The 24,032-nt window shown below is 62.6% G+C and carries 21 protein-coding genes; 15 read left to right on the top strand and 6 right to left on the bottom strand.

Annotated features, from left to right (window positions below; all coding sequences use genetic code 11):
- Positions 1–115 precede the first annotated feature (115 nt).
- Both JET17_RS03775 and JET17_RS03770 read left to right on the top strand, forming a co-directional pair.
- The gene (locus JET17_RS03775; protein ID WP_012312681.1) at positions 116–1,678 is read left to right on the top strand and encodes an AAA family ATPase; all 1,563 of its coding nucleotides are present in this window, start codon (positions 116–118) and stop codon (positions 1,676–1,678) included.
- 177 nt (positions 1,679–1,855) lie between these two features.
- A complete protein-coding gene (locus tag JET17_RS03770; protein ID WP_012312680.1) occupies positions 1,856–2,134 on the top strand; it encodes a TfoX/Sxy family protein in 279 nt (92 codons plus the stop codon).
- A gap of 201 nt (positions 2,135–2,335) precedes the next feature.
- On the opposite strand, the gene JET17_RS03765 is transcribed toward JET17_RS03770, so the two are convergent.
- Genes JET17_RS03765 through JET17_RS03750 form a run of 4 tightly spaced genes read right to left on the bottom strand, consistent with a single transcriptional unit; the run spans position 2,336 to position 5,921 of the window.
- Positions 2,336–3,223: a ChaN family lipoprotein gene (locus JET17_RS03765; protein ID WP_012312679.1), complete on the bottom strand. Its 888-nt coding sequence runs from the start codon at positions 3,221–3,223 to the stop codon at positions 2,336–2,338.
- Positions 3,224–3,235: 12 nt separating this feature from the next.
- The gene (locus tag JET17_RS03760; protein WP_012312678.1) at positions 3,236–4,003 is read right to left on the bottom strand and encodes a heme ABC transporter ATP-binding protein; all 768 of its coding nucleotides are present in this window, start codon (positions 4,001–4,003) and stop codon (positions 3,236–3,238) included.
- Positions 4,003–4,986 carry a FecCD family ABC transporter permease gene (locus JET17_RS03755; protein ID WP_190273325.1) on the bottom strand — a complete coding sequence of 328 codons (984 nt, stop codon included), beginning with the start codon at positions 4,984–4,986 and terminating at the stop codon, positions 4,003–4,005. Before JET17_RS03755 ends, JET17_RS03760 begins: the two co-directional genes overlap by 1 nt.
- 50 nt (positions 4,987–5,036) lie before the next feature.
- Positions 5,037–5,921, bottom strand: a complete 885-nt coding sequence (locus JET17_RS03750; protein WP_012312676.1) for a heme/hemin ABC transporter substrate-binding protein — start codon at positions 5,919–5,921, stop codon at positions 5,037–5,039.
- A 149-nt stretch (positions 5,922–6,070) separates the two neighbouring features.
- Between JET17_RS03750 and JET17_RS03745 the strand changes: the two genes are divergently transcribed.
- Entirely contained in the window at positions 6,071–6,388 is a 318-nt protein-coding gene (locus tag JET17_RS03745; protein ID WP_012312675.1) for a Rieske (2Fe-2S) protein, read from the top strand.
- On the opposite strand, the gene sfsA is transcribed toward JET17_RS03745, so the two are convergent.
- Positions 6,378–7,091 carry a DNA/RNA nuclease SfsA gene (gene sfsA, locus JET17_RS03740; RefSeq protein ID WP_012312674.1) on the bottom strand — a complete coding sequence of 238 codons (714 nt, stop codon included), beginning with the start codon at positions 7,089–7,091 and terminating at the stop codon, positions 6,378–6,380. The two genes, JET17_RS03745 and sfsA, sit on opposite strands and share 11 nt — an antisense overlap.
- Positions 7,091–8,263, bottom strand: coding sequence for a pyridoxal phosphate-dependent aminotransferase (locus JET17_RS03735; RefSeq protein WP_012312673.1), 1,173 nt, complete (start codon positions 8,261–8,263; stop codon positions 7,091–7,093). The genes sfsA and JET17_RS03735 overlap by 1 nt, the downstream gene beginning before the upstream one ends.
- A gap of 210 nt (positions 8,264–8,473) precedes the next feature.
- Between JET17_RS03735 and dksA the strand changes: the two genes are divergently transcribed.
- The 12 genes from dksA (at position 8,474) to JET17_RS03675 (ending at position 23,979) form a co-directional block, all read left to right on the top strand.
- Positions 8,474–8,917 (top strand): RNA polymerase-binding protein DksA, encoded by a 444-nt coding sequence (dksA, locus tag JET17_RS03730; RefSeq protein WP_012312672.1) that lies wholly within the window; start codon positions 8,474–8,476, stop codon positions 8,915–8,917.
- 63 nt (positions 8,918–8,980) lie between these two features.
- Positions 8,981–9,868: a tRNA glutamyl-Q(34) synthetase GluQRS gene (gene gluQRS, locus JET17_RS03725; RefSeq protein WP_012312671.1), complete on the top strand. Its 888-nt coding sequence runs from the start codon at positions 8,981–8,983 to the stop codon at positions 9,866–9,868.
- Between the two features lie 182 nt (positions 9,869–10,050).
- A complete protein-coding gene (locus JET17_RS03720; RefSeq protein ID WP_003250005.1) occupies positions 10,051–10,227 on the top strand; it encodes a hypothetical protein in 177 nt (58 codons plus the stop codon).
- Positions 10,211–13,186: a sensor histidine kinase gene (locus JET17_RS03715; RefSeq protein WP_012312670.1), complete on the top strand. Its 2,976-nt coding sequence runs from the start codon at positions 10,211–10,213 to the stop codon at positions 13,184–13,186. The genes JET17_RS03720 and JET17_RS03715 overlap by 17 nt, the downstream gene beginning before the upstream one ends.
- 4 nt (positions 13,187–13,190) lie before the next feature.
- The gene (locus JET17_RS03710; RefSeq protein ID WP_012312669.1) at positions 13,191–14,630 is read left to right on the top strand and encodes a sigma-54-dependent transcriptional regulator; all 1,440 of its coding nucleotides are present in this window, start codon (positions 13,191–13,193) and stop codon (positions 14,628–14,630) included.
- Between the two features lie 776 nt (positions 14,631–15,406).
- Complete coding sequence (locus JET17_RS03705) at positions 15,407–16,795, top strand: polynucleotide adenylyltransferase PcnB (RefSeq protein ID WP_012312668.1); 1,389 nt, start codon at positions 15,407–15,409, stop codon at positions 16,793–16,795.
- A complete protein-coding gene (gene folK, locus JET17_RS03700; RefSeq protein WP_012312667.1) occupies positions 16,792–17,271 on the top strand; it encodes a 2-amino-4-hydroxy-6-hydroxymethyldihydropteridine diphosphokinase in 480 nt (159 codons plus the stop codon). Before JET17_RS03705 ends, folK begins: the two co-directional genes overlap by 4 nt.
- Before the next feature lie 263 nt (positions 17,272–17,534).
- Positions 17,535–18,335 carry a 3-methyl-2-oxobutanoate hydroxymethyltransferase gene (panB, locus tag JET17_RS03695; protein WP_012312666.1) on the top strand — a complete coding sequence of 267 codons (801 nt, stop codon included), beginning with the start codon at positions 17,535–17,537 and terminating at the stop codon, positions 18,333–18,335.
- Positions 18,332–19,195, top strand: coding sequence for a pantoate--beta-alanine ligase (panC, locus tag JET17_RS03690; protein WP_012312665.1), 864 nt, complete (start codon positions 18,332–18,334; stop codon positions 19,193–19,195). Before panB ends, panC begins: the two co-directional genes overlap by 4 nt.
- A gap of 143 nt (positions 19,196–19,338) precedes the next feature.
- Entirely contained in the window at positions 19,339–21,003 is a 1,665-nt protein-coding gene (gene pgi, locus JET17_RS03685; RefSeq protein ID WP_012312664.1) for a glucose-6-phosphate isomerase, read from the top strand.
- Between the two features lie 129 nt (positions 21,004–21,132).
- Positions 21,133–23,067 carry an acetate--CoA ligase gene (acs, locus tag JET17_RS03680; RefSeq protein ID WP_012312663.1) on the top strand — a complete coding sequence of 645 codons (1,935 nt, stop codon included), beginning with the start codon at positions 21,133–21,135 and terminating at the stop codon, positions 23,065–23,067.
- 42 nt (positions 23,068–23,109) lie between these two features.
- Complete coding sequence (locus tag JET17_RS03675; RefSeq protein ID WP_012312662.1) at positions 23,110–23,979, top strand: oxygenase MpaB family protein; 870 nt, start codon at positions 23,110–23,112, stop codon at positions 23,977–23,979.
- Positions 23,980–24,032 lie beyond the last annotated feature (53 nt).

Genomic DNA, 24,032 nt, shown 5'->3' with positions numbered 1-24,032 from the left:
CGGCGGATTATACGCACTTTGTAAAGGCTGGGCAGACGCCCTCTGGCGGTATGCAGGGACGGCACCATTGACCATAATGGCGCCTTCGAATTCCCTGCCCCCGGAAGGATTTCCCGTGAGCCAAGCCTTGATCAAAGCGTTGCAGAACCCTGCCCTCTACCCTCACCCCGTGGACGGGTTCCAACTCATCGAGACGCACATCTCCTGGGTCCTGCTCACTGGCGAATACGCCTACAAGATCAAGAAGCCGATGAATTTCGGCTTCCTCGACTTCACCGGGCTTGATCAGCGCCAGCATTTCTGTACCGAAGAGTTGCGCCTGAACCAGCGCCTGACGGACGGTCTGTACCTGGAAGTGCTGCCGATCACTGGCAGCGCCGAAGCACCGCAGCTTGGCGGTGAAGGTGCGGCGATCGAGTACGCGCTGAAAATGCGTCAGTTCCCGCAGGGGCAGATGCTCAACACCCTGCAGGCTAACGGTGAACTGAATGCCGGCCACATTGACCAGATGGCCCGGCAGATCGCCGAATTCCACCTGCAGACTCCGAAAGTGCCCGCCGAGCAGCCATATGGCTCTCCTGAAAGTGTCATGGCCCCGGTCGAGCAGAACTTCGAGCAGATCCGCCCGTTCCTCAGTGACAAGGCCGACCTGCAGCAGCTAGACAATCTTCAGGCCTGGGCGCGCAGCAGTTTCGAGCGTCTTGAAGGCCTGTTCGCGGCGCGCAAGGCCAATGGTTTCACACGCGAATGCCATGGCGACATTCATTTGGGTAACGCTACGGTGATCGATGGCAAGGTCGTGATCTTCGACTGCATCGAGTTCAACGAACCGTTCCGCATGACCGACGTCTGGGCCGACACCGGTTTCCTCGCCATGGACCTGGAAGACCGTGGTCTCAAATGCCTGGCTCGGCGCTTTGTCAGCCAGTACCTGGAACTGACCGGCGACTATGAAGGCCTGGAAGTGCTGAACTTCTACAAAGCCTACCGCGCTCTGGTCCGGGCAAAGATCGCCCTGTTCAGCATGCCGGCCGATGCCGATGGCGTGCAGCGCGCCACCAGCCTGCGCACCTACCGCAACTACGCCAACCTGGCAGAAAGCTACAGTGCCATCCCTTCGCGCCTGCTAGCCATCACCCATGGCGTCTCGGCCGTGGGCAAGAGCCACGTCGCCATGCGCCTGGTCGAAGCCTTGGGCGCCGTGCGCGTGCGTTCGGATGTGGAGCGCAAGCGCCTGTTCGGTGAACAGCAAACAGCCGAAGCAGGCCAACTGCAAGCCGGCATCTACGACAACGATGCCAGCACCGCCACTTACCAGCGCCTGCACCAGCTTGCCGCGACAATCCTGCGCGCAGGCTTCCCGGTAGTGCTCGATGCCACTTACCTCAAGCACGAACACCGCAAGGCCGCAGCCGAGGTTGCGAGCGGTACCGGCGTGCCATTGCTGATCCTCGATTGCCAGGCACCGGAGGCGGTCATCGCCAGTTGGCTGGAGCAGCGCCAGGCCCAGGCTAGCGACCCGTCGGACGCCACCCTGGAAGTGGTCAAGGCACAACAGGCCAGCCGTGAGCCGTTGGATGATGTGGAACTGCAGCAGAGCACGCGCGTTGATACTCAGGATGCCAGCAGCATGGACCAGGTGATCGATCAGATCCGTCAGCGTTTGCCAGGTCTTTAAACTCAACGCAATTCGGGCCGGCGATTGGCCGGCCCGAACACCTCCCTCCGGCGCAGACAGGGCATCTCGTCGCCCCCGATGGCAAAAGGCCGCGCATTTTCCAACCCCCGCTACACTCCTCTCTGACCTGCTCGCGATTTATCCCTAAGACCCGTTCAGCCATCGCAAGGAGGCTCGATGAACGATGAATTGCAGCATCTGAAGAATCTTGGAAAGACCTCCGCGCAGTGGTTGCATGCGGCCGGTATCCACAGTGCATCGGATTTGCGTCGACTCGGCGCGGTAGGTGCGTACCAGGCCGTGAAAACCCGAGGATTCCGGGCGTCGAAGGTGTTGCTGTACGCCATTGAAGGCGCGCTGCTGGACATGCACTGGAACGATTTGCCAGCCGAGCGCAAGCAAGCGCTCAATCAACAACTCGATGCGAAATGCCCTGCGCAAAAAAATGCGAAATAAACATCAGATGGGGATTGACGCAGTAATGAGAATCGTTATGATTATCACAACTGGTCGCGAGACTGGTTGGGTAACCTGAAAGCCCCTGGTTCGGACTCTCAGATTATCTCCTCATCAGGCTAATCACGGTTATTGACCCGGCATTTTTTGCCGGGTCTTTTTTTGCCTGTCACTGCCTCTTCAGCGCCCGCGCTTCCCCGCCTAATTACGCAACGCTGCGCAATAATCCTGCTCTGGCGTCGCGGCTGTATACCAAACAAAATCTGCCATCCCCGCACTGACCTGCTGACCAACCTCGGCCAACAGCAGCACCTTGCTCTGCCCCTCTGCACCCAGGTCGGCAAGGTGCAATGGCACGCCCAAGTCCTTGCGTGCGTGGAATGCACCGGCAAACACCAAGGCCGGCTGCGGCGCCGAGAGCAGCCGCTCGGCAATGCGCCGGTCACGTTGTTGCTGAACGGCCAGCATGGCCGGCAACTGGCTCTCGGGGAGCAAATTACAGTGCCCGGCCCTCACCTGCTCGAGCAATGCCGCCTTTACTGACGGGGCATTGGACTGCGCCCCCGGCACCGCCGCCGCCTGCCGATAGGCTTGGCGAATTTCGCCAGGCGACAGGTTGGCGGCCAGAAGGGGAATATGGTTACCCAGTGCTTCCCGTACGATCGGCCCGTACAGCTGCCAGTCCCAGCCCTCCTGCCACGCCAGGGCCTTGGGCAGGTCCTGCGGCAACCGGGCCTGGCCTTCAACCGCATCGACCCGTGACTGTTGCTCCGGTTGCAGCATTTCCAGAAGCAGGCTGCCCTGCGCTCGCCGGGCCTGCATCGCGCGCATCAACCAAAGTTGCAAGGCGTGATGGTCGGCATTGTCATGCTTTTCGCCTACCAGCACTCGCGGTACGCCAACCAGTTGCTCGACCAGCTGTTCCGGGCTGATGACCTTGCCGCTGGCCAGATCGTGGATTTGCCCCAGCTCTGCGCTGTCACGCCCCTCGCTACTCTGCCAGGCGGGTAACGGCGGCAAGCTGGCCTGGCAGCCCCCCAACGCCAGCAACAAGCCCAGCAACGCGCCGGACAGTACTGAATGATGCATGGGCAACGCCTCCTAGCGGGTAATGATCAGCGGATGCCCACGTTCCGGATGGGCCTGTACCAATACGTCAATGCCGAACACGGCCTTGAGCGCCATAGGCGTCAATACCTCCTGCGGCGACGCCAGAGCATGGGCACGGCCGCCTTCGAGCAACAGGACACGATCACAGTAGCGCGCCGCCAGGTTCAGGTCATGCAGGATCACCAATACCGCTGCGCCGCGATCGGCAAAACTGCGCACGGCTTGCAAGGTGGTGTGCTGGTGCAAGGGGTCGAGCATCGAGGTCGGCTCGTCAAGCAACAGCGTACTCCCCTCCTCACCCGGCCACAGCTGAGCCAGTACGCGGGCCAGATGCACCCGTTGCCGCTCCCCGCCCGACAACGCCAGGTAACTGCGCCCCAGCAGGTGCCAGGCATCCGCTGCGCGCAAAGCCGCCTCAACGATCTCGGCGTCACGTAGCTGGCCGCTGTCATGCGGCATTCGCCCCATGCCCACCACTTCCTCGACCCTGAACGCAAAGCCCAGGCTGGACACCTGCGGCAACACCGCCAGGCGCCTGGCCCGAGCCTGCCCGGGCCAATCGGCCAACGGCCGGCCCTGCAGCGTCACGCTTCCTTGGCCGGGCGACAGCTCGCCACACAGCACGCCCAGCAGGCTGCTCTTGCCGGCACCATTCGGGCCGAGCACGCCCATGACCTGGCCCGGGTGCAATTGCAAGTGGATGTCATGCAGTACTTCATTCCCACCACGACGCAGGTACAGGCCCTCGACTTGCAACATCAACTGCGCCCTCTGATCAGCAGAACCAGGAAAAACGGCGCACCGATAAATGCCGTGACGATACCGATCGGCAACTCGGCCGGCGCCAGCGCCAACCGTGCCACCAAGTCGGCGAGCAGCATCAGCACGCCGCCGGCCAAAAGCGAGGCGGGCAACACCACGCGGTGATCAGGCCCGGCCAGCAAGCGCACCAGGTGCGGTACCACCAGGCCGATGAAGCCGATAAGCCCAGCCGCCGCCACGGCCGCTCCCACACCCAAGGCCGTGCAGAACACCAACTCGCGCTTGAGCCGCTCCACCTCGATCCCCAGGTGCCGCGCCTCGGACTCGCCCAGCAGCAAGGCATTGAGCGCCCGCGCCCGGCGCGGCAACCACAGCGCGACGCTTGCGGCAACGATCAGTAACGGCCAAAGCCGGTCGTAGCTGGCACCATTGAGACTGCCCAGGTTCCAGAAGGTCAGCGTGCGCAGGGTGGCGTCGTCGGCCAGATAGGAAAACAGGCCAACCGCCGCGCCCCCCAGTGCGGTCATGGCTACACCGGCCAGCAACATTGTGGCCACATTGGTCTGCCCGTCGCGCCGCCCAAGGCGATAGACCAGCGCGGTGACCCCGAGGCCGCCGACGAAGGCGCACAGTGACAATAAGTAAGGTGCGAAAGCCTCAGGCATGCCGCCAAACCAACTACCGCCAACGATAGCCACTGCGGCGCCCATTGCTGCACCGGCGGATACGCCCACAAGCCCAGGGTCGGCCAGCGGATTGCGGAACAACCCCTGCATGGCCACACCGCACAGCGCCAGCACCGCCCCCACTGCCAAACCCAGCAGTGTGCGTGGCAGGCGAATCTGGCCCAGGATCATTTCGGCCTGCTGCAGGCCTTCGCCATCGATGCGCAGCCCCGATAACCGCAGGCCCGCGCGCAAGGTATCGAACAGCGGCAAGCTCACAGGGCCCAACGCGAGGGAAAGCCATACCGCCAACAGACACAGCAGGCTCAGGCAGATAATCAGTGTACGTGGCTGCACGCGCTGCTTCATTGCGTGAAGCTGACCTTTACCGCCGGGTAGAACGCAGCCGCCAGGTCTTGCAGGGCCACCGGCAAGCGCGGGCCAAGGCCGCCGACCAGCAAGGTCGGGTCAAGTGGCACCAGGCGCTTGTCGCGTACCGCGCGGGAGGTGGCCAGCGCCGGGTTTTCCTTGAGCAGTGCCTGCAGGGCCTGTTCGCCGACCAAGGCGCGGTCGGAGAACACCACGACATCCGGGTCCAGCGCCGCCAACGCCTCATTGGAGAAATTCTTGTATCCCTGATGCTCCGCCAGGTTTCGCCCACCTGCCTGACGCAGCACCCAGTCACCTGCGGTGCCCTGCCCGGCAATCAGCGGTTTGGCACCGGCATGGCCGACCAGCAACAGCACACCCGGCACCTTGTGGCTGGCCTGAGCCTCCTTGACCTGCACCTGCAATACCTCGAGCTGCTGATGATAATCGGCAGCGAGTTGCGCGGCCTTCTGCTCGGCGCCGAGCAACATACCCAACTGCTTGAGGTTTGCGTCCACGGCGGCGAGGTCAGCCTTGCTGGAGAGCAGTTCCACTCGAACACCGGCTTTGCGGATTTGCGCAAGCACAGGTGGCGGCCCCATCTCTTCTGTGCCCACCAGCACATCCGGGCGCAAGCTGAGAATGCCCTCGGCCGACAACTGGCGCTGGTAACCGATACTTGGCAGGCCCTTGAGTGACTCAGGATGCTGGCTGGTGGTATCCACACCCACCAGGCGCGGCTCGCCGCCCAGAGCGCTGACCCACTCGCTCAAAGCGCCGCCAGCACTGACCCAGCGCTGTGGCAGTTCGGCGGCCAGGGCCTGGGTGGAAGCAACCAAGGCTGCGCACAAGGCAAGCAAGGCAGCGGGACGACGCATCATCGGATTCCTTCTGAAGGCGAGCCAAACGCCTTGTGGCGAACGGCGGAACTGCGCACCATAGACAACCGGGCGCAGCGAATGCGGGCAATTTGATAATTATTCGCATTGGCGCGTCAAGCCATCACTTGCTTCACGAGTCGTTCCTGCAAATGCACTTCCTTTGTACTTCCGCAGCGCTGGCCGAGGGCCACAGCCGCGCCTTCAGCGTAGACGGCAGCGAACTGTTCGGCGTGCGCCGCCAGGGCCGGGTGCACCTGTATCGCAACCGCTGCCCGCACCGGGGTATCCCCTTGAACTGGCAGGCGGACGCATTTCTCGATGACAGTGCCAGCCTGATCCACTGCGCCCATCACGGTGCTCTGTTCCTGATAGAAAATGGCGAATGCGTGTCAGGCCCCTGCGAAGGTGAAGCGCTGCAGGCCCTGGACTGCCTGGAAGACAGCCAGGGCATCTGGCTCAGGGGTTAAGCAGCACCGGTAGCGGACGGTCGATGACGATGAGTTCGGCATCCAGGCGCGCACCATAGGCCAGCACCTCTACCCCATCCGCCACAGCAGCGCGCAGTGCCCGGGCATAGGCCGCATCGATCTCGTCGGCCGGACGCACAGCTTCGATGCCTGTCAGGTTCACACAGTACAACTGCACCGCACGTATACCTTGCCGGGCCAGCGTCGCCAGTTCGCGCAGGTGCTTGGCACCGCGCTGGGTGACAGCATCCGGGAACGCGGCCACTGCCGTATCCGGGTACCCCAGTGTCACGCTCTTGACCTCGACGTAGGCCGGGCCGTGGTCGAACTCCAGGCGAAAGTCCACGCGGCTGCCTTCTTCACCGTAGGCCACCTCACGCTTGAGTGCAGTGAAGCCCGCCAGCTCTCGGATCACGCCGGCGCGAAGCGCTTCCTCGACCAGCGCGTTGGCCCGCCCCGTGTTGACGCAGGCCAGCCGCCCCTGGGGCGTCTCACTGATTTCCCAGGTGCCCGGCAGCTTGCGCTTGGGGTCGTTGGAGCGACTGAACCAGACCTGCCCGCCCTCGCGCATGCAATTGAGCATGGAGCCGGTGTTGGGGCAGTGGATGGTCAGTTGCTCCCCATTGGCCAGTTCGATGTCCGCCAGGAACCGCTTGTAGCGGCGCAACAGCCGCCCCTGTTCGAGTGGAGGAAAGAACACCATCAGCCTTGCCAGCTCCGCAAGCCACGGGCGATGCGCTGGACCGCCTCCTCCAGCCGCGGCAGGCTCTGGGTGTAGGCGAAGCGCACATGATGGCCGGCCAGGTGGCGACCAAAGTCCAGGCCCGGGGTGAACGCCAGGTGCTCGGTTTCCAGAAAGTGCCGGCAGAAGGCAAAGGCATCGCCACCAAAGGCACTGATGTCTGCATATAAATAGAACGCGCCCTGCGGCTCCACGGCAATGCGGAAGCCCAGTTCGCGCAGGGCGGGCAACAAGTAGTCGCGACGACGGGCAAACTCGGCGCGGCGCGCTTCGAAAATTGCCAGGGTTTCAGGCTGGAAGCAGGCCAGTGCGGCGTGCTGGGCCATGCTTGGCGCGCTGATGTACAGATTTTGCGCCAGCTTTTCCAGATCGGCCACGGCGTCAGGCGGGGCAACCAGCCAGCCAAGCCGCCACCCGGTCATGCCGAAATACTTGGAAAAACTATTCAGGACGAATGCCGAATCATCCACTTCCAGGACGCTCGGAGCGTCCATGCCGTACGTCAGCCCGTGGTAGATCTCGTCCACCACCAGGTGGCCATTTCGTTCGCGGGTGGCCTTGGACAGGCTGGCCAGCTCATCACGCTCCAGCACTGTACCGGTAGGGTTGGCTGGCGAGGCGACCAGGGCACCGACAGAGTCCTGGTTCCAGTGACGGGCCACCAGGTCGGCGGTCAGCTGATAGTTCACCTCAGGGCCGACAGGTACCAGTTGCGCACCACCTTCGACCAGTCGTAGGAAGTGGCGGTTGCATGGGTAGCCGGGGTCTGCCAACAGCCAGTGCTTGCCCGGGTCGACCAGCAGGCTGCTGGCCAACAGCAGCGCACCGGAGCCCCCCGGGGTGATCAGGATGCGTTCAGGGTCTACCGCAACGCCATAACGCTGGTCGTAAAAACCCGCAATCGCCTCGCGCAGTGCCGGCAGGCCACGCGCGGCGGTGTAGCGGGTATGCCCGGCAGCCAGCGCTGCCTGGCCTGCCTCGACGATAGGCGCGGCAGTGGTGAAGTCCGGCTCGCCGATTTCCAGGTGGATCACATCATGACCGGCCGCTTGCAGCTCGTTGGCCCGCGCCAGCAACGCCATGACGTGGAAGGGTTCGATGGCGCGGCTGCGCGCACTGTAGGGGTGAGCCATGACCTTCTCTCAATTGGGTCTAAACTGGTGATTCTACCTCTGCGCGGCACCGAACGTGCGCTTCACGGCGCTGTCAACAGCTAGGACCGGGCGGGCTAGCGCACCCCCGATCTATCTGGTAAGTTCGGCGGCTCGCAGTCGCAGGGCCGGCGGGTGCCGGAGATGGAGCATCCTGCGCATTGGATCAGATGAGTGAGAGGCGGTCTATTCATGTCCACCGTAGAAAAGCAAAAAGTCCAGACCATGTACGGTGTCGAGCCCTACGTCGAAAGCAAGGGTGAGGCGTACATGGGCGAGCCCATGAAAAAGCACTTCACCAAGCTTCTCGGTGCCTGGAAACAGGAACTGATGACCAGTGTGGATCGCACCGTGGATCACATGAAGGACGAAGCTGCCAACTTCCCCGACCCGGCTGACCGCGCCAGCCAGGAAGAGGAATTCGCCCTGGAGCTGCGCAACCGCGATCGCGAGCGCAAGCTGATCAAGAAGATCGACAAGACCCTGCAGAAAATTCAGGACGACGAGTACGGCTGGTGCGATTCCTGCGGTATCGAGATCGGCCTGCGCCGCCTGGAAGCCCGTCCGACTGCCGACCTGTGCTTCGACTGCAAGGAAATCGCGGAGAAAAAGGAAAAAACAGTCGGCAAAGGCTGATCCTTCTCCTACCCGAACGGGGCGCATAATGCGCCCCGTTTCATTTCATACGCACGACCACCCATGAACGACTCCCGCTACATCGGACGCTTCGCCCCCACGCCCAGCGGTTTTCTGCACTTCGGCTCGCTGGTCGCCGCCCTCGCCTCCTGGCTTGACGCCCGCGCGGTCAATGGCCGCTGGCTGCTACGCGTGGAAGACACCGACCCGCCACGAGAAATGCCGGGCGCCCGTGATGCAATCCTGCAGACCTTGGAGCGCTATGGGCTGGAATGGGACGGCGAGGTTGTCTTTCAGAGCCAGCGCCACCCGGCTTATGCACAAGTGGTCGACCGCATGTTCAATATGGGCCTGGCCTATGCCTGCACCTGTTCGCGCAAGCAGCTCGAAGGCTACAACGGCATCTATCCAGGGTTTTGCCGCAACGCCGGGCATGCCCGTGAAGGCGCGGCCATCCGCCTGCGGGTACCAGAACTGATCTACCGCTTTACCGATCGGGTGCAAGGGACGTTCCAGCAACACCTTGGGCGCGAGGTGGGCGATTTCGTGATTCAACGCCGCGACGGGCTGTATGCGTACCAGCTGGCAGTTGTGCTGGATGATGCCTGGCAAGGTGTTACCGACATCGTTCGCGGGGCCGACCTGCTCGACAACACTCCGCGCCAGCTGTACCTGCAGGAATTGCTGGGCTTCTCCCAGCCGCGTTACCTGCACATTCCGCTGATCGTGCAACCTGATGGGCACAAGCTGGGCAAGTCGTACCGTTCGCCGCCGCTTGAGGCTAGCCAAGCAACGCCGTTGCTGTTGCGGGCATTGCGGGCGTTGGGCCAGGAAGCCGACCCTCAGTTGTTGACGGCGACGCCGGCTGAAGTTTTGGCCGTGGCGCGCCAGCGCTGGCAGCCAGAGGCCATTGCACAGCGAACGACGGTGCCGGAGGCTGATTTGTACTGAAGCATTGCCGGCCCTGTCGCCGGCCTGCCGGTGATAGGGCCACTACAGGCAACTAACGTCTCAAAACAAAAGCCCAATAATTTCAAACCCTTGGCGAACACCACCGATTCCCGCTAGCATCGCTCCAGCCATTTGCGCCAATAATAAGTCCAAGCCCGCAGCGCCCAACCATCGAGGCCAGCATGTACATCTATCGTTTGGTCCTGCTTCTGGTCGTGGGGATCTACCTGTTCTCCCCGGCCATCATGGACTGGTGGATCGAACCGACCGGTGCCTGGTACCGCCCTTACCTGCTCTGGCTGATCCTGATCGTCGTCACCTTCATCCTGCAGAGCCAACGAGATGCCGATGAGCTTTAGCCTGACCCAGATGATCCTGATCAGCGCCGCGTACCTGATGGTGCTGTTCGGCGTGGCCTGGATCAGCGAGCGTGGGTTGATACCCCGCTCGATCATTCGCCACCCGCTGACCTACACCCTGTCGCTGGGCGTCTACGCCAGTGCATGGGCGTTCTACGGCTCGGTGGGCCTGGCCTATCAATATGGCTACGGCTTCCTCGCCTGTTACCTTGGGGTGTCCGGCGCCTTCCTGCTGGCGCCGGTGCTGCTTTACCCGATCCTCAAGATCACCCGCACCTACCAGTTGTCGTCACTGGCCGACCTACTGGCCTTTCGCTTTCGCAGCACCTGGGCCGGTGCGCTAACGACCATTTTCATGCTGATCGGGGTGCTTCCACTGCTGGCGCTGCAAATTCAGGCAGTGGCCGACTCGATCAGCATTCTCACCGGTGAACCGGTCAAGGCCCGGGTGGCCTTTGCCTTCTGCGCACTGATCATCCTGTTCACCATCTTCTTCGGCTCACGCCACATCGCCACGCGCGAAAAGCATGAGGGGCTGGTGTTCGCCATCGCCTTCGAGTCGGTGATCAAGCTGCTGGCCTTGGGCGGGATTGGCCTGTACGCCCTGTACGGTGTGTTCGGGGGCCCGCACGGACTGGAAGTGTGGCTGCTGCAGAACCAGACAGCCCTGGCAGCGCTGCACACCCCCCTGCAGGAGGGCCCATGGCGCACCCTGCTGCTGGTGTTCTTCGCCTCGGCCATCGTCATGCCGCACATGTACCACATGGCCTTCACCGAAAACCTCAACCCGCGTTCACTGGTCAGCGCCAGCTGGGGCCTACCGCTGTTCCTGCTGTTGATGAGCCTGGCCGTGCCGCTGGTGCTGTGGGCAGGCCTGCGCCTGGGCGCCAGTACCAACCCCGAGTACTTCACACTGGGCCTTGGCATCGCCGCCAACAACAAGGCGCTGGCACTGCTCGCCTATGTCGGTGGCTTGTCTGCCGCCAGCGGCCTGATCATCGTCACCACCCTGGCGCTGTCGGGCATGGCGCTCAACCACCTGGTGCTGCCGTTGTACCAGCCACCGGCCGAAGGCAACATCTACCGCTGGCTGAAATGGACCCGCCGCGCGCTGATCGTCGCCATCATCACCGCCGGTTTCATGTTCTACCTGAACCAGAACACCCACCAAAGCCTCGCCAACCTGGGCATCGTCGCCTTCGTCGCCACCTTGCAGTTCCTGCCTGGGGTGCTGTCGGTGCTGTACTGGCCGACCGCCAACCGCCGTGGTTTCATCGCCGGCCTGCTGGCCGGCACCCTGGTATGGATGGTGACCATGCTGCTGCCCCTGCTGGGTAATCTGCAGGGCTTCTACATCCCGCTGCTGGACATGATCTATGTGCTCGACGACACCAGCTGGCACATGGCAGCGATTGCCTCGCTGGCAGCCAACGTGTTGTTGTTCACGCTGATTTCACTGTTCACCAACGCCAGCAGCGAGGAAGTCAGCGCCGCCGAAGCATGCGCGGTGGACAACGTGCGACGGCCCCAGCGCCGCGAGCTGCATGCTGCCTCACCGCAGGAATTCGCCACCCAACTGGCCAAGCCACTGGGTGCCAAGGCTGCACAGAAGGAAGTCGAACAAGCGCTGCGTGACCTCTACCTGCCGTTCGACGAGCGCCGCCCCTATGCCCTGCGCCGCCTGCGCGACCGCATCGAAGCCAACCTGTCGGGCCTGATGGGGCCGAGCGTGGCCCAGGACATGGTCGAAACCTTCCTGCCTTACAAGTCAGGCAACGAGAATTACGTCACCGAAGACATCCACTTCATCGAAAGCCGCCTGGAAGATTACCACTCGCGCCTGACGGGCCTGGCTGCTGAACTCGATGCCTTGCGCCGCTACCACCGCCAGACCCTGCAGGAGCTGCCCATGGGCGTCTGCTCGCTGGCCAAGGACCAGGAAATCCTGATGTGGAACAAGGCCATGGAGGAGCTGACCGGCATCGCCGCCAAACACGTGGTCGGGTCGCGTCTGGTAACCATCGATGAACCCTGGCGCGGCCTCCTGCAAGGTTTCATCAACGTGCCTGATGAGCACTTGCACAAGCAGCGCCTGGCACTGGACGGTCAGCCGCGCTGGCTGAACCTGCACAAAGCAGCCATCGATGAGCCACTGGCACCCGGCAACAGCGGCCTGGTACTACTGGTCGAAGACCTCACCGAGACCCAGGCCCTGGAAGACAAGCTGGTGCACTCTGAACGCCTGGCCAGCATCGGCCGCCTGGCTGCGGGCGTGGCCCACGAGATCGGCAATCCGATCACCGGCATCGCCTGCCTGGCGCAAAACCTGCGTGAGGAGCGCGAAGGCGACGGCGAGATCATCGAATTGTCGAGCCAGATCCTCGAACAGACCAAACGGGTATCGCGCATCGTGCAGTCGCTGATGAGCTTTGCCCATGCCGGCGGTAGCCATCAGAACAGCGAAGAGCCTGTGTGCCTGGCCGAAGTGGCCCAGGATGCCATCGGTCTGCTGGCGTTGAACCGGCGCAATTTCGAAGTACAGTTCTTCAACCTCTGCGACCCCGACCACTGGGCCGAGGGGGACCCTCAGCGCCTGGCCCAGGTACTGATCAACCTGCTCTCCAACGCGCGCGACGCTTCGCCGCCCGGCAGCGCCGTGCGGGTACGCACTGAGGTCAGCGAGCACACCGTCGACCTGATCGTCGAGGACGAAGGCAGTGGGATTCCGAAGAACATCATGGACCGCCTGTTCGAACCTTTCTTCACCACCAAGGACCCGGGCGAGGGAACCGGACTAGGGCTCGCTCTGGTCTATTCCATCGTGGAAGAGCATTATGGGCAAATCACCATCGACAGCCCGGCCGACATCGAACGGCAACGTGGCACACGGATCCGCGTGACCCTGCCCCGGCATGTCGTAGCGACGTCCCCTGAAATTCGAGACCGTCGAGAGAATTGAATCAATGCCGCATATTCTGATCGTCGAAGACGAAACCATCATCCGCTCGGCCTTGCGTCGCCTGCTTGAGCGGAACCAGTACCAGGTCAGCGAAGCCGGCTCGGTGCAGGAAGCCCAGGAACGCTTCAGCATTGCCACCTTCGACCTGATCGTCAGCGACCTGCGCCTGCCCGGCGCGCCGGGAACCGAGTTGATCAAGCTCGGCCAAGGCACACCGGTGCTGATCATGACCAGTTACGCCAGCCTGCGCTCGGCGGTGGACTCGATGAAGATGGGCGCGGTGGACTACATCGCCAAGCCTTTCGACCACGACGAAATGCTCCAGGCCGTGGCGCGCATTCTGCGCGACCGGCAGAGCGCGCCGGCACCCGCCCCAGCCGCCGAGCCACGCAGCAACGGCAAGGCCGCGCCTGCCGACAAAGGCGCCCCGGCATCTGCCAATGGCGAGATCGGCATCATTGGCTCGTGCCCCCCCATGCAGGATATGTACAGCAAGATCCGCAAGGTGGCGCCCACCGATTCCAACGTACTAATCCAAGGTGAGTCCGGTACCGGCAAGGAACTGGTAGCCCGTGCCCTGCACAACCTGTCACGGCGCGCCAAAGCGCCGATGATCTCGGTGAACTGCGCGGCCATTCCCGAAACCTTGATCGAGTCGGAACTGTTCGGCCACGAAAAAGGTGCGTTCACCGGTGCCAGCGCCGGGCGTGCCGGCCTGGTAGAAGCGGCAGATGGCGGCACCCTGTTCCTCGATGAGATCGGTGAACTGCCACTGGAAGCCCAGGCCCGGCTGCTGCGCGTATTGCAGGAGGGCGAAATCCGCCGCGTAGGTTCGGTACAGTCGCAAAAAGTCGATGTGCGCCTGATTGCCGCGACCCACCGCGACCTGAAAAACCTGGCCAAGGCTGGGCAATTCCGTGAAGACCTTTACTATCGTCTGCATGTGATTGCCCTGAAATTGCCAGCCCTGCGCGAGCGCGGCAGTGACGTCAACGAGATCGCCAGCGCCTTCCTCGCCAGGCAGAGCGCCCGCATCGGTCGTGACGACCTGCACTTCTCGTCTGAAGCCGAGCAAGCCATTCGTCATTACAGCTGGCCGGGCAACGTGCGCGAACTGGAGAACGCCGTAGAGCGTGCGGTGATTCTGAGCGAGAGCGCGGAAATATCGGCCGAACTGCTGGGTATCGATATCGAGCTGAGCGATATGGACGATGACGACATTCTCGACAGCGCGATGGCCGCGGGCGCTGCCAGCAACGCTAGCCATGAGCCGACCGAGGATCTGTCGCTGGAAGACTACTTCCAGCATTTCGTGCTTGAGCACCAGGACCATATGACCGAAACCGAGCTGGCCCGCAAGCTCGGGGTCAGCCGCAAGTGCCTGTGGGAACGCCGCCAACGCCTGGGCATACCGCGCCGCAAGAGCAACGCTACCAGCGAATGAGCGACTCCGCTGGTGCACGCCGCAGCCAAGGTGGCACCAGTCAGATCGAGCGCCGCCCGCGCGGCGCTGGATCGCATGGACGCTGAACAGGTCGTAGCAATCCGTGGTAACACATCAGTCCCCGCAAAAATCTGTTACCCAATCTTTGCGCCGTAACAGTTCCCGAGGCGTACGGTAACGAAATTCCGACATTTACCACCCGCCAGCCTTCTCAAAAACCTGCCAAACCATTGATTTCATTGGGTTTGCAAAAGTTGGCACGCCACCTGCTATATGTTCAGTACAAGAACAATAACAAGCACTGCAACTCAGAATAAGAACAAGACGAAACGGCTCACGCACAATAAAAACAAGACGGCGGAGGCGCAGCTAACTGATTCTTTTGGAGAGGATGCGTGTTTGGGGCTTGCCCCACGACCAGGCAGAGAACAACAAAAACTGCACTAAAAAGCAGCGCCTGAACTGGTTGGATCGAATGATCAGCGTGACATCAGCGGCCAAAGCAATCCGTTTGCTCTTAACCCCTGGATTAGGGGTCGTCCACAAGCTTTGAGATTTGTGGGCAGGGCACTCAACAAAAACAAGAAGCCCGGCATAAAAACAATAAGAGCACGCAACGACTTCTTGGGGAGCTTAGGCTCCCCTTGTCGTTTCTCCCTTCTGGCAGTCCATCCTGCTACCGCCTACACCATTCCCCGAGTAAATGCTAGAATCCCCGCCCATCATGCGGCCATTCTCCTATTCTTGGCCGAACATTCCTTCACACAGTGCATCCCATGCTGAAGAAGCTGTTCCAGTCTTTCCGCCCTCCCGTACCGGGCCAGCACCACAAGCGCACCACGCCTGAGGTGATCAACAAGAGCCAACACTCGCTGCAGCGCCACCAGTTCAGCCGCCATGCGGTGAATATCGTCGAGCGCCTGCAAGGCGCGGGCTACCAGGCCTACCTGGTCGGTGGTTGCGTGCGCGACCTGATGCTGGGCATCACGCCCAAGGACTTCGACGTCGCCACCAGTGCAACACCTGAGCAGGTACGTGCCGAGTTCCGCAATGCGCGCATCATCGGCCGTCGCTTCAAGCTGGTTCACGTGCATTTCGGCCGTGAAATCATCGAAGTCGCGACCTTCCGTGCCCATCATTCAGAAGACGACCAAGGTGACAGTCACCGTTCGTCGCACAATGCCAGTGGTCGCATTCTGCGTGACAACGTATATGGCAGCCTGGAAGAAGACGCGCAACGCCGCGACTTCACCATCAACGCCCTGTACTACGACCCGGTCAGCGAGCGCGTCCTCGATTACGCCAACGGCGTGCACGACGTACGCAACCGCCTGTTGCGCCTGATCGGTGACCCGACGCATCGCTACCAGGAAGATCCGGTGCGCATGCTGCGTGCGGTGCGTTTCGCCGCCAAACTCGACTTCGGCATCGAGAAGCATACTTTCCAGCCGATCCGTGGCCTGGCACCCCTGCTGCGCGAGATCCCGCCTGCGCGGCTGTTCGAGGAATGCCTAAAGCTGTTCCTGTCCGGCCAAGGCGCGATCGTCTTCGAGATGCTGGTCGACCTGGCGTTGTTCGAGCCGCTGTTCCCGGCCAGTGCGCATGCACTGGAAGAGCGCCCGACCTACACCCATACCCTGATCAGCCAGGCGCTGAGCAACACTGATCTGCGTATCAAGCAAGGCAAACCGGTGACCCCGGCCTTCCTGTTCGCCGCCCTGCTCTGGCCAGCCCTGCCAAGCCGCGTACTGCACCTGCAAAACCAGGGCGTACCGCCGATCCCGGCCATGAATGGCGCAGCCCACGACCTGATTGCCGAGCAGTGTGCGCGCATTGCCATTCCGAAGCGTTTCACCCTGCCCATCCGCGAGATCTGGGACATGCAGGAACGCCTGCCACGACGCAGCGGCAAACGCGCCGACGTGCTGCTCGACAACCCCCGCTTCCGCGCCGGCTACGATTTCCTGCTGCTGCGCGAAAGCGCAGGCGAAGAAACCGACGACCTTGGCCAGTGGTGGACCGATTACCAGGATGCAAACGACTCAGAGCGTCGCGAGATGATCCGCGAGCTGGGCAGCCGTGATGAAGGCACCGGGGCCGGCCCACGCAAGCGCAAGCGCAGCAACAGCAAGCGCAAACGTGGTGGCGATGAGGCGTTCGAGTGACCACTCGCGCCTACATCGGCCTTGGCAGCAACCTGGATGCGCCTGCCGAGCAACTGGGCAACGCCTTGCAGGCGCTGGATCGGGTCGCGAGCACCCGCCTGGTGGCGGCCTCTGCCCTGTACACCAGCGACTCCCTGCTGCCTGGCCAGCCGCGTTACACCAACGCCGTCGCCGCCCTGGATACCTCACTCGCCCCCCTGGACCTGCTGGACGCCCTGCAAGCCATCGAGAATGAACAGGGCCGTGTACGCAAGGAACGCTGGGGCCCACGCACGCTCGACCTGGACATCTTGCTGTTCGGCGATCACGTCATCGATGTGCCACGACTGCAGGTGCCGCACTACCACATGCATGCCCGCCCCTTCGTGCTTTACCCACTGGCCGAACTGGTGGCAGACGACTTTCACCTGGCCGACGGCCGCCCGCTTGCCCAGTTGCTCCAAGCCTGCCCGTTTGTCGGCCTGGAGCGCCTGTAGCCCAGGCGCTTGAGGCCTTTCCTCAAGGGCGGTAACGCCAGTAACACCCTGTTAGTAACAATGCGGTAACAGGGTGATTGACTTCCCCCACCTCGCTCACGACTATAGGCGTCCCGTGTGGCACCAAAGTGCCGCATACCCGTATTTAGGCCCGGACGGACCTGTGCCCCGAACATCACACGCGATGATGTGCCGCTCCGGAAGATGACTACACGCGTTGTTGGCGGTCGTTTTTCACAGCGCCTGAACGAGGATTTTCCTACATGCCTGAAGTAACCCTGACCACCCTGCACGGCCTCAAGGCCAAGGGTGAAAAGATCACCATGCTGACCTGCTACGACGCTACCTTTGCCAAGGCTGCCAGCCAGGCCGGCGTCGAAGTGTTGCTGGTGGGCGACTCCTTGGGGATGGTCCTGCAGGGCCATGACAGCACGCTGCCCGTCACCACAGCGGAAATGGCCTACCACACCGCCTGCGTCAAACGCGGCAACGAGGGAGCGCTGATTCTTGCCGACCTGCCGTTCATGGCCCACGCCACCCCCGAGCAGGCCTTCGCCAACTGCGCCATGCTGATGCAGGCTGGCGCCCACATGATCAAGCTTGAAGGCGCTGCCTGGCTGGCCGAGACCATTCGCCTGCTGGCCGAGCGCGGCGTGCCGGTGTGCGCCCACATGGGCCTGACCCCGCAAACCGTCAACGTTCTGGGCGGTTATAAAGTGCAGGGACGCCAGGAAGCCCAGGCACGGCAGATGCGCGCCGATGCCATCGCGCTGGAACAGGCCGGCGCCGCCATGCTGCTGCTCGAATGCGTACCTAGCGAATTGGCCGCAGAGATTACCCAGGCCGTCAGTATCCCAGTGATCGGCATCGGTGCAGGCAATGCGACCGACGGCCAGGTGCTGGTCCTGCACGACATGCTGGGCTTGTCCCTGAGCGGCCGGGTGCCGAAGTTCGTGAAGAACTTCATGGTCGGCCAACCGGACATCGGGAGCGCACTTGCCGCCTACGTCAAGGCCGTCAAAGACGTCAGTTTCCCAGCGAGTGAGCACGGGTTCAGCGCATGAACACAGTCAAGACCGTCCGTGAACTGCGCGCCGCCATCGCGCGCGCCCGTGGCGAGGGCAAGCGTATCGGCTTCGTGCCAACCATGGGCAACCTGCACAGCGGCCATGCTGCGCTGGTGACCAAAGCGGCCCAACGTGCCGACTTCGTCGTTGCCAGCATCTTCGTCAACCCGCTGCAGTTCGGCGCCAACGAAGACCTCGACAAATACCCGCGCACCCTCGCCGCCGACCAGGAACGCCTGCTCCAGGCTGGTTGCAATCTGCTGTTCGCTCCCACTGTCGAAGAGATGTACCCCGACGGTATGGCCGTGCAGACCCGCGTCAGCGTGCCGAACCTTTCCGAAGGCCTGTGTGGCGCAAGCCGCCCGGGGCATTTCGAGGGTGTAGCCACCGTGGTCAGCAAGTTGTTCAACATGGTGCAGCCGGATCTCGCAGTGTTTGGCGAAAAGGACTACCAGCAACTGGCGGTGATTCGCGCCATGGTGCGTGACCTGAACATGCCGATCCAGATCATCGGCGAGCCGACCGTGCGCGCCGAGGATGGCCTGGCGCTGTCGTCGCGTAATGGTTACCTGACGGCAGAACAGCGTGCTACCGCCCCGGTTGTGTACCGCACGCTGCAGCAGATCGGCGACGCCATCAGCCGTGGCCAGCGCGACTTTGCAGCGCTGGTTGCCGATGGGCAGGCTCAGCTGGCAGCGGCCGGCCTGCGCCCGGACTATCTACAGGTACGCCATGCGCTGACCCTTCGCCCGGCGATGGTCGATGACCGGGACCTGGTGATTCTGGTTGCGGCCTACCTGGGTAACACGCGGCTTATCGACAACCTTTATGTGCATCTGGACGAAAAAACTGCGTGATGCCGGGGGGCTGCCCTGCAGCCCCAAATTCCCCTCCCCGCCCCATTCCCTGCGCGCAACCAATGCCTATAATGATGGCCTGCCTGAACCTGGCCATGACGCCCCTGTCCAAGGCCACACTACGCAACAAGGAATTCTGCGCAATGGCGTATTACCGGACACCCCATGATGTTACGGCCCTGCCAGCCTGGCAGGCCCTCCAGCAGCACCGCGACGCCATGCAGGATTTCAGCATGCGCGAAGCCTTCGCCGCCGACTCCAAGCGCTTCGACGAATTTTCCCTGAGCTGCTGCGGCCTGTTCCTCGACTACTCGAAAAACCTGATCAACGAACAAAGCCGTGACCTGCTGGTGCAACTGGCTGAACAAGTCGGCCTGCAGGATGCGATCAAGTCGATGTTCAGCGGCGAAATCATCAACGCCTCCGAAGGCCGCCCGGTGCTGCACACTGCCCTGCGCCGCCCGGTGGGTGACAAGCTCAGCGTCAACGGCGTCAACGTGATGCCCGAGGTACACAAGGTACTCAACCAGATCACGGAATTGGTGGGGCGCATCCACGACGGGCTGTGGCGTGGCTACAGTGAAAAGCCGATCACCGATGTGGTCAATATCGGCATCGGCGGTTCTTTCCTGGGCCCTGAACTGGTTTCCGAGGCGCTGCTGCCCTACGCCCAGCGCGGCGTGCGCTGCCACTACCTGGCCAACATCGATGGCAGTGAGTTCCATGAGCTGTCGGCCAACCTGCGCGCCGAAACCACCTTGTTCATCGTCTCGTCCAAGTCGTTCAACACCCTCGAGACCCTGAAAAACGCCATGGCCGCACGTACCTGGTACCTCGCCCAGGGCGGTTCGGAAGCCGAGCTGTATCGCCACTTCATCGCCGTATCCAGCAACAAGGCTGCCGCCGTAGCCTTCGGCATCCGCGAAGAGAACATCTTCCCCATGTGGGACTGGGTCGGCGGGCGCTATTCGCTGTGGTCGGCCATCGGGCTGCCGATCGCCCTGGCCATCGGTACCGCCAACTTCAAGGAACTGCTGTCAGGTGCCTACACCATGGACCAGCACTTCCAGACCGCGCCGTTTGAGAAGAACATGCCGGTGCTGCTGGCCCTGCTGGGCGTCTGGTACGGTAATTTCTGGGGTGCCCGCAGCCACGCGATCCTCCCTTACGATCATTATCTGCGCAACATCACCAAACACTTGCAGCAGCTGGACATGGAGTCCAACGGCAAGAGCGTGCTGACCGACGGTACGCCGGTGAAGACCGATACCGGCCCGGTGATCTGGGGCGGCGTCGGCTGCAACGGCCAGCACGCCTACCACCAGTTGCTGCACCAAGGCACCCAGCTGATCCCGGCCGACTTCATTGTCCCGGTGGTGAGCTTCAACCCGGTTGCCGACCACCATCAATGGCTGTACGCCAACTGCCTGTCGCAAAGCCAGGCGCTGATGCTGGGCAAAACGCGTGAGGAGGCCGAGGCCGAACTGCGCCAAAAGGGCCTGAATGAAGCCGACATCGAAAAGCTCGCACCACACAAGGTTATCCCGGGCAATCGCCCGAGCAACACCCTTGTGGTCGAACGCATCAGCCCGCGTCGCCTTGGCGCGCTGGTGGCGATGTATGAGCACAAGGTGTTCGTGCAGAGCGTGATCTGGGGCATCAACGCCTTTGACCAGTGGGGTGTGGAACTGGGCAAGGAGCTGGGCAAGGGTGTCTACCAGCGTATCGTCGGCAGCCTGGAAGACAGCGCCGAAGATGGTTCCACCCAGGGCCTGATCAACTACTTCCGCGGCCGTCACCGCGGCTGACCGATTCCGGCGTCTTCGTGGCTAGCCCGCGAAGACGCCGGCACAGGTTGAACACCTCTTCCAGCTACACTGTCCAATCGAATAGCCGTTGCAGTCCACCGCCCCGACAAGAGCAAAGGACCACCTGCCATGTTCGATATCCGCGACTACCCCCAGGCCCTGGCCGTCAGCCAGGCCGCCAGCCTTTCTACCGACGACTACAGCCGCCTCTACCGCCAGTCGGTCGAAGACCCCGACACCTTCTGGGCCGAACAGGCCAAACGCCTGGACTGGATCAAACCGTGGTCCAGCGTACAGCAATGCGACCTTAAGACCGGCGAAGCCCGCTGGTTCGCAGGTGCCCAGCTGAACGTCAGCTACAACTGCATCGATCGCCATCTGGCCCAGCGCGGCGAGCAGACCGCACTGCTGTGGGAAGGCGACGACCCTGCGGACTCCAAGGCCATCACCTACCAAGAGTTGCACCGCCAGGTCTGTCGCTTGGCCAATGCACTCAAGGCACGTGGCGTGAAGAAAGGCGACCGGGTATGCATCTATATGCCGATGATTCCCGAAGCTGCCTACGCCATGCTTGCCTGCACGCGGATCGGCGCGATCCACTCGGTGGTGTTCGGCGGCTTCTCCCCGGATGCGTTGCGCGACCGCATTCTCGATGCTGACTGCCGCACCGTGATCACCGCCGATGAGGGTGTACGCGGCGGCAAACGCATCCCGCTCAAGCAGAATGTCGACAAGGCAATGGCCAGTTGCCCGGACGTCAGCAGCGTATTGGTGGTGCGCCGCACCGGTACCGATGTGGCCTGGAGCGAGGGCCGCGACCTCTGGTATGACCAGGCAACGGAAAACGCCGGCGACGACTGCCCACCTGAACCCATGGAGGCCGAAGACCCGCTGTTCATCCTTTATACCTCCGGCAGCACCGGCAAGCCCAAGGGCGTGCTGCACACCACTGCCGGTTACCTGCTGCAGGCCACCATGACCTTCAAGGTAGTGTTCGACTACCGTGACGGCGAGGTGTTCTGGTGCACCGCCGACGTGGGCTGGGTCACCGGCCACAGTTACATCGTCTATGGTCCGCTGGCCAACGGCGCGGTTTCACTGATGTTCGAGGGCGTTCCCAACTACCCGGACACCTCGCGGTTCTGGCAGGTGGTAGACAAGCACAAGGTCAATATCTTCTACACCGCGCCCACCGCACTGCGGGCACTGATGCGTGAAGGCTCCGGCCCGTTGCAGGGGACGTCACGCAAGAGCCTGCGCCTGCTGGGCAGCGTCGGCGAGCCAATCAACCCAGAGGCGTGGGAATGGTACTTCGAGGAAGTCGGCCAAAAACGCTGCCCCATCGTTGACACCTGGTGGCAGACCGAAACCGGCGGCATCATGCTCACCCCGCTGCCCGGCACGCAGAGGCTCAAGCCAGGGTGTGCGACACAACCCATGTTCGGCGTGCAACCGGTGCTGCTGGATGACAAAGGCAAGCTGATCGAAGGGCCCGGCGCCGGCTTGCTGGCGATAAAGGCCAGTTGGCCGGGGCAGATCCGCAGCGTCTACGGCGACCACCAACGCATGATCGACACCTACTTCAAACCTATGCCCGGCTATTATTTCACCGGCGACGGTGCCCGCCGCGATGCCGATGGCGACTACTGGATCACCGGCCGCATCGATGATGTGATCAACGTTTCCGGCCACCGCATCGGCACCGCTGAAGTGGAAAGCGCACTGGTATTGCACGAAAGCGTCGCCGAGGCCGCAGTGGTCGGTTACCCCCATGACCTCAAGGGTCAGGGTGTGTATGCCTTCGTGACGACCATGAATGGCGTAACAGCGGACGATGCCCTGAAGGCCGAACTGTTGGCACTGGTCAGCAAGGAAATCGGCAGCTTCGCCAAACCCGAGCTGATCCAGTGGGCGCCGGCCTTGCCCAAGACCCGCTCGGGCAAGATCATGCGGCGTATACTGCGCAAGATCGCCTGCAACGAACTCGACACCCTGGGCGATACCTCGACCCTGGCAGACCCAAGCGTGGTGCAGGGGTTGATCGACAAACGCCTCAACCAATAGCCGGCGGCACCTGTTCATGGCCGCCCTGAACGACAGGTCACCATGGAAGCCCTACGCCGCCGTATCGAAATCCAGGTCATGAGCCTCACCGGGCTGGCCCTCGGCCAGCTCGACCTGGAATCCCCCAAAGGTGACCCCGGCCTGTTCGGCCCGCACAGCATGAGCTGGCGGGTGCATGGCGATTTCCCCAGCATGCTGGTTGGCGGTATCAGCGCTCTGATGCTGCAACTGCTGCACCCGCTGGCACTGGCGGGCGTTTGGGATCACTCCAACTTTCGCCAGGACCTGCTCGGCCGCTTGCGTCGCACCAGCCAATTCATTTCGGGTACGACATTCGGCTCGACCCGTGACGCCGAGTGGCTGATCGACAAGGTGCGCACCATTCACCTGCAAGTGACCGGGACTGCGCCCGATGGCCGTCCATACGCCGCCAGCGACCCCGATCTGCTGACCTGGGTACATGTGGCCGAAGTCAGCAGCTTCCTCGCAGCCCACCTGCGCTATCGCGACCCGCAGCTGTCACGCGCCGAGCAGGATGCCTATTACGATGAGATCGCCCTGATCGCCGAACGCCTTGGTGCCCGCAACGTACCCCGCTCATGCCAGCAGGTCGACGAGTACCTGCAGCGTATGCGTCCTCAATTGCACTGCGACGCGCGCAGCCTGGAAGTGATCGAGATCCTGCTTCAGGCCCCTGCACCGAGCCGTCTTGCCGAGCCGGTTGGCAGGTTGATGCTGCAAGCGGGTATCGACCTGTTGCCGGCCTGGGCCCAGGCCATGCTCGGCCTGCATCAGGGCCCGCTGCAGCAGCGCATGATCCGTTTGGGGCTAAACCGCACCGCCCCGGTACTGCGTTGGGCCATGCGCGACGGTTCGGCGCATCGCGCCAAAAGGCGCATGGGGATCGAGTGAGTGCAAATGCCTTGCCCCCAGCGGAACCGATTTAACCTGCCATACTCCAAGCT

This window comes from Pseudomonas putida, assembly GCF_016406145.1.
Classification (GTDB): Bacteria; Pseudomonadota; Gammaproteobacteria; order Pseudomonadales; family Pseudomonadaceae; genus Aquipseudomonas; species Aquipseudomonas putida_E.
Note: the sequence above shows the minus strand (reverse complement) of the source record. Positions and strands in the feature narration are given on the sequence as shown.

Bases quoted from the DNA above. Each gene is read 5' to 3' on its own strand.
- gluQRS (WP_012312671.1), top strand. From the start codon at position 8,981: ATGAACGACTCCCGCTACATCGGACGCTTCGCCCCCACGCCCAGCGGT.
- JET17_RS03750 (WP_012312676.1), bottom strand. From the start codon at position 5,921: ATGATGCGTCGTCCCGCTGCCTTGCTTGCCTTGTGCGCAGCCTTGGTT.
- sfsA (WP_012312674.1), bottom strand. From the start codon at position 7,091: ATGGTGTTCTTTCCTCCACTCGAACAGGGGCGGCTGTTGCGCCGCTAC.
- acs (WP_012312663.1), top strand. From the start codon at position 21,133: ATGTTCGATATCCGCGACTACCCCCAGGCCCTGGCCGTCAGCCAGGCC.
- dksA (WP_012312672.1), top strand. From the start codon at position 8,474: ATGTCCACCGTAGAAAAGCAAAAAGTCCAGACCATGTACGGTGTCGAG.
- JET17_RS03720 (WP_003250005.1), top strand. From the start codon at position 10,051: ATGTACATCTATCGTTTGGTCCTGCTTCTGGTCGTGGGGATCTACCTG.
- JET17_RS03710 (WP_012312669.1), top strand. From the start codon at position 13,191: ATGCCGCATATTCTGATCGTCGAAGACGAAACCATCATCCGCTCGGCC.
- JET17_RS03770 (WP_012312680.1), top strand. From the start codon at position 1,856: ATGAACGATGAATTGCAGCATCTGAAGAATCTTGGAAAGACCTCCGCG.
- JET17_RS03735 (WP_012312673.1), bottom strand. From the start codon at position 8,263: ATGGCTCACCCCTACAGTGCGCGCAGCCGCGCCATCGAACCCTTCCAC.
- panB (WP_012312666.1), top strand. From the start codon at position 17,535: ATGCCTGAAGTAACCCTGACCACCCTGCACGGCCTCAAGGCCAAGGGT.
- JET17_RS03715 (WP_012312670.1), top strand. From the start codon at position 10,211: ATGCCGATGAGCTTTAGCCTGACCCAGATGATCCTGATCAGCGCCGCG.
- JET17_RS03745 (WP_012312675.1), top strand. From the start codon at position 6,071: ATGCACTTCCTTTGTACTTCCGCAGCGCTGGCCGAGGGCCACAGCCGC.
- JET17_RS03675 (WP_012312662.1), top strand. From the start codon at position 23,110: ATGGAAGCCCTACGCCGCCGTATCGAAATCCAGGTCATGAGCCTCACC.
- JET17_RS03765 (WP_012312679.1), bottom strand. From the start codon at position 3,223: ATGCATCATTCAGTACTGTCCGGCGCGTTGCTGGGCTTGTTGCTGGCG.
- pgi (WP_012312664.1), top strand. From the start codon at position 19,339: ATGGCGTATTACCGGACACCCCATGATGTTACGGCCCTGCCAGCCTGG.
- JET17_RS03760 (WP_012312678.1), bottom strand. From the start codon at position 4,003: ATGTTGCAAGTCGAGGGCCTGTACCTGCGTCGTGGTGGGAATGAAGTA.
- panC (WP_012312665.1), top strand. From the start codon at position 18,332: ATGAACACAGTCAAGACCGTCCGTGAACTGCGCGCCGCCATCGCGCGC.
- JET17_RS03705 (WP_012312668.1), top strand. From the start codon at position 15,407: ATGCTGAAGAAGCTGTTCCAGTCTTTCCGCCCTCCCGTACCGGGCCAG.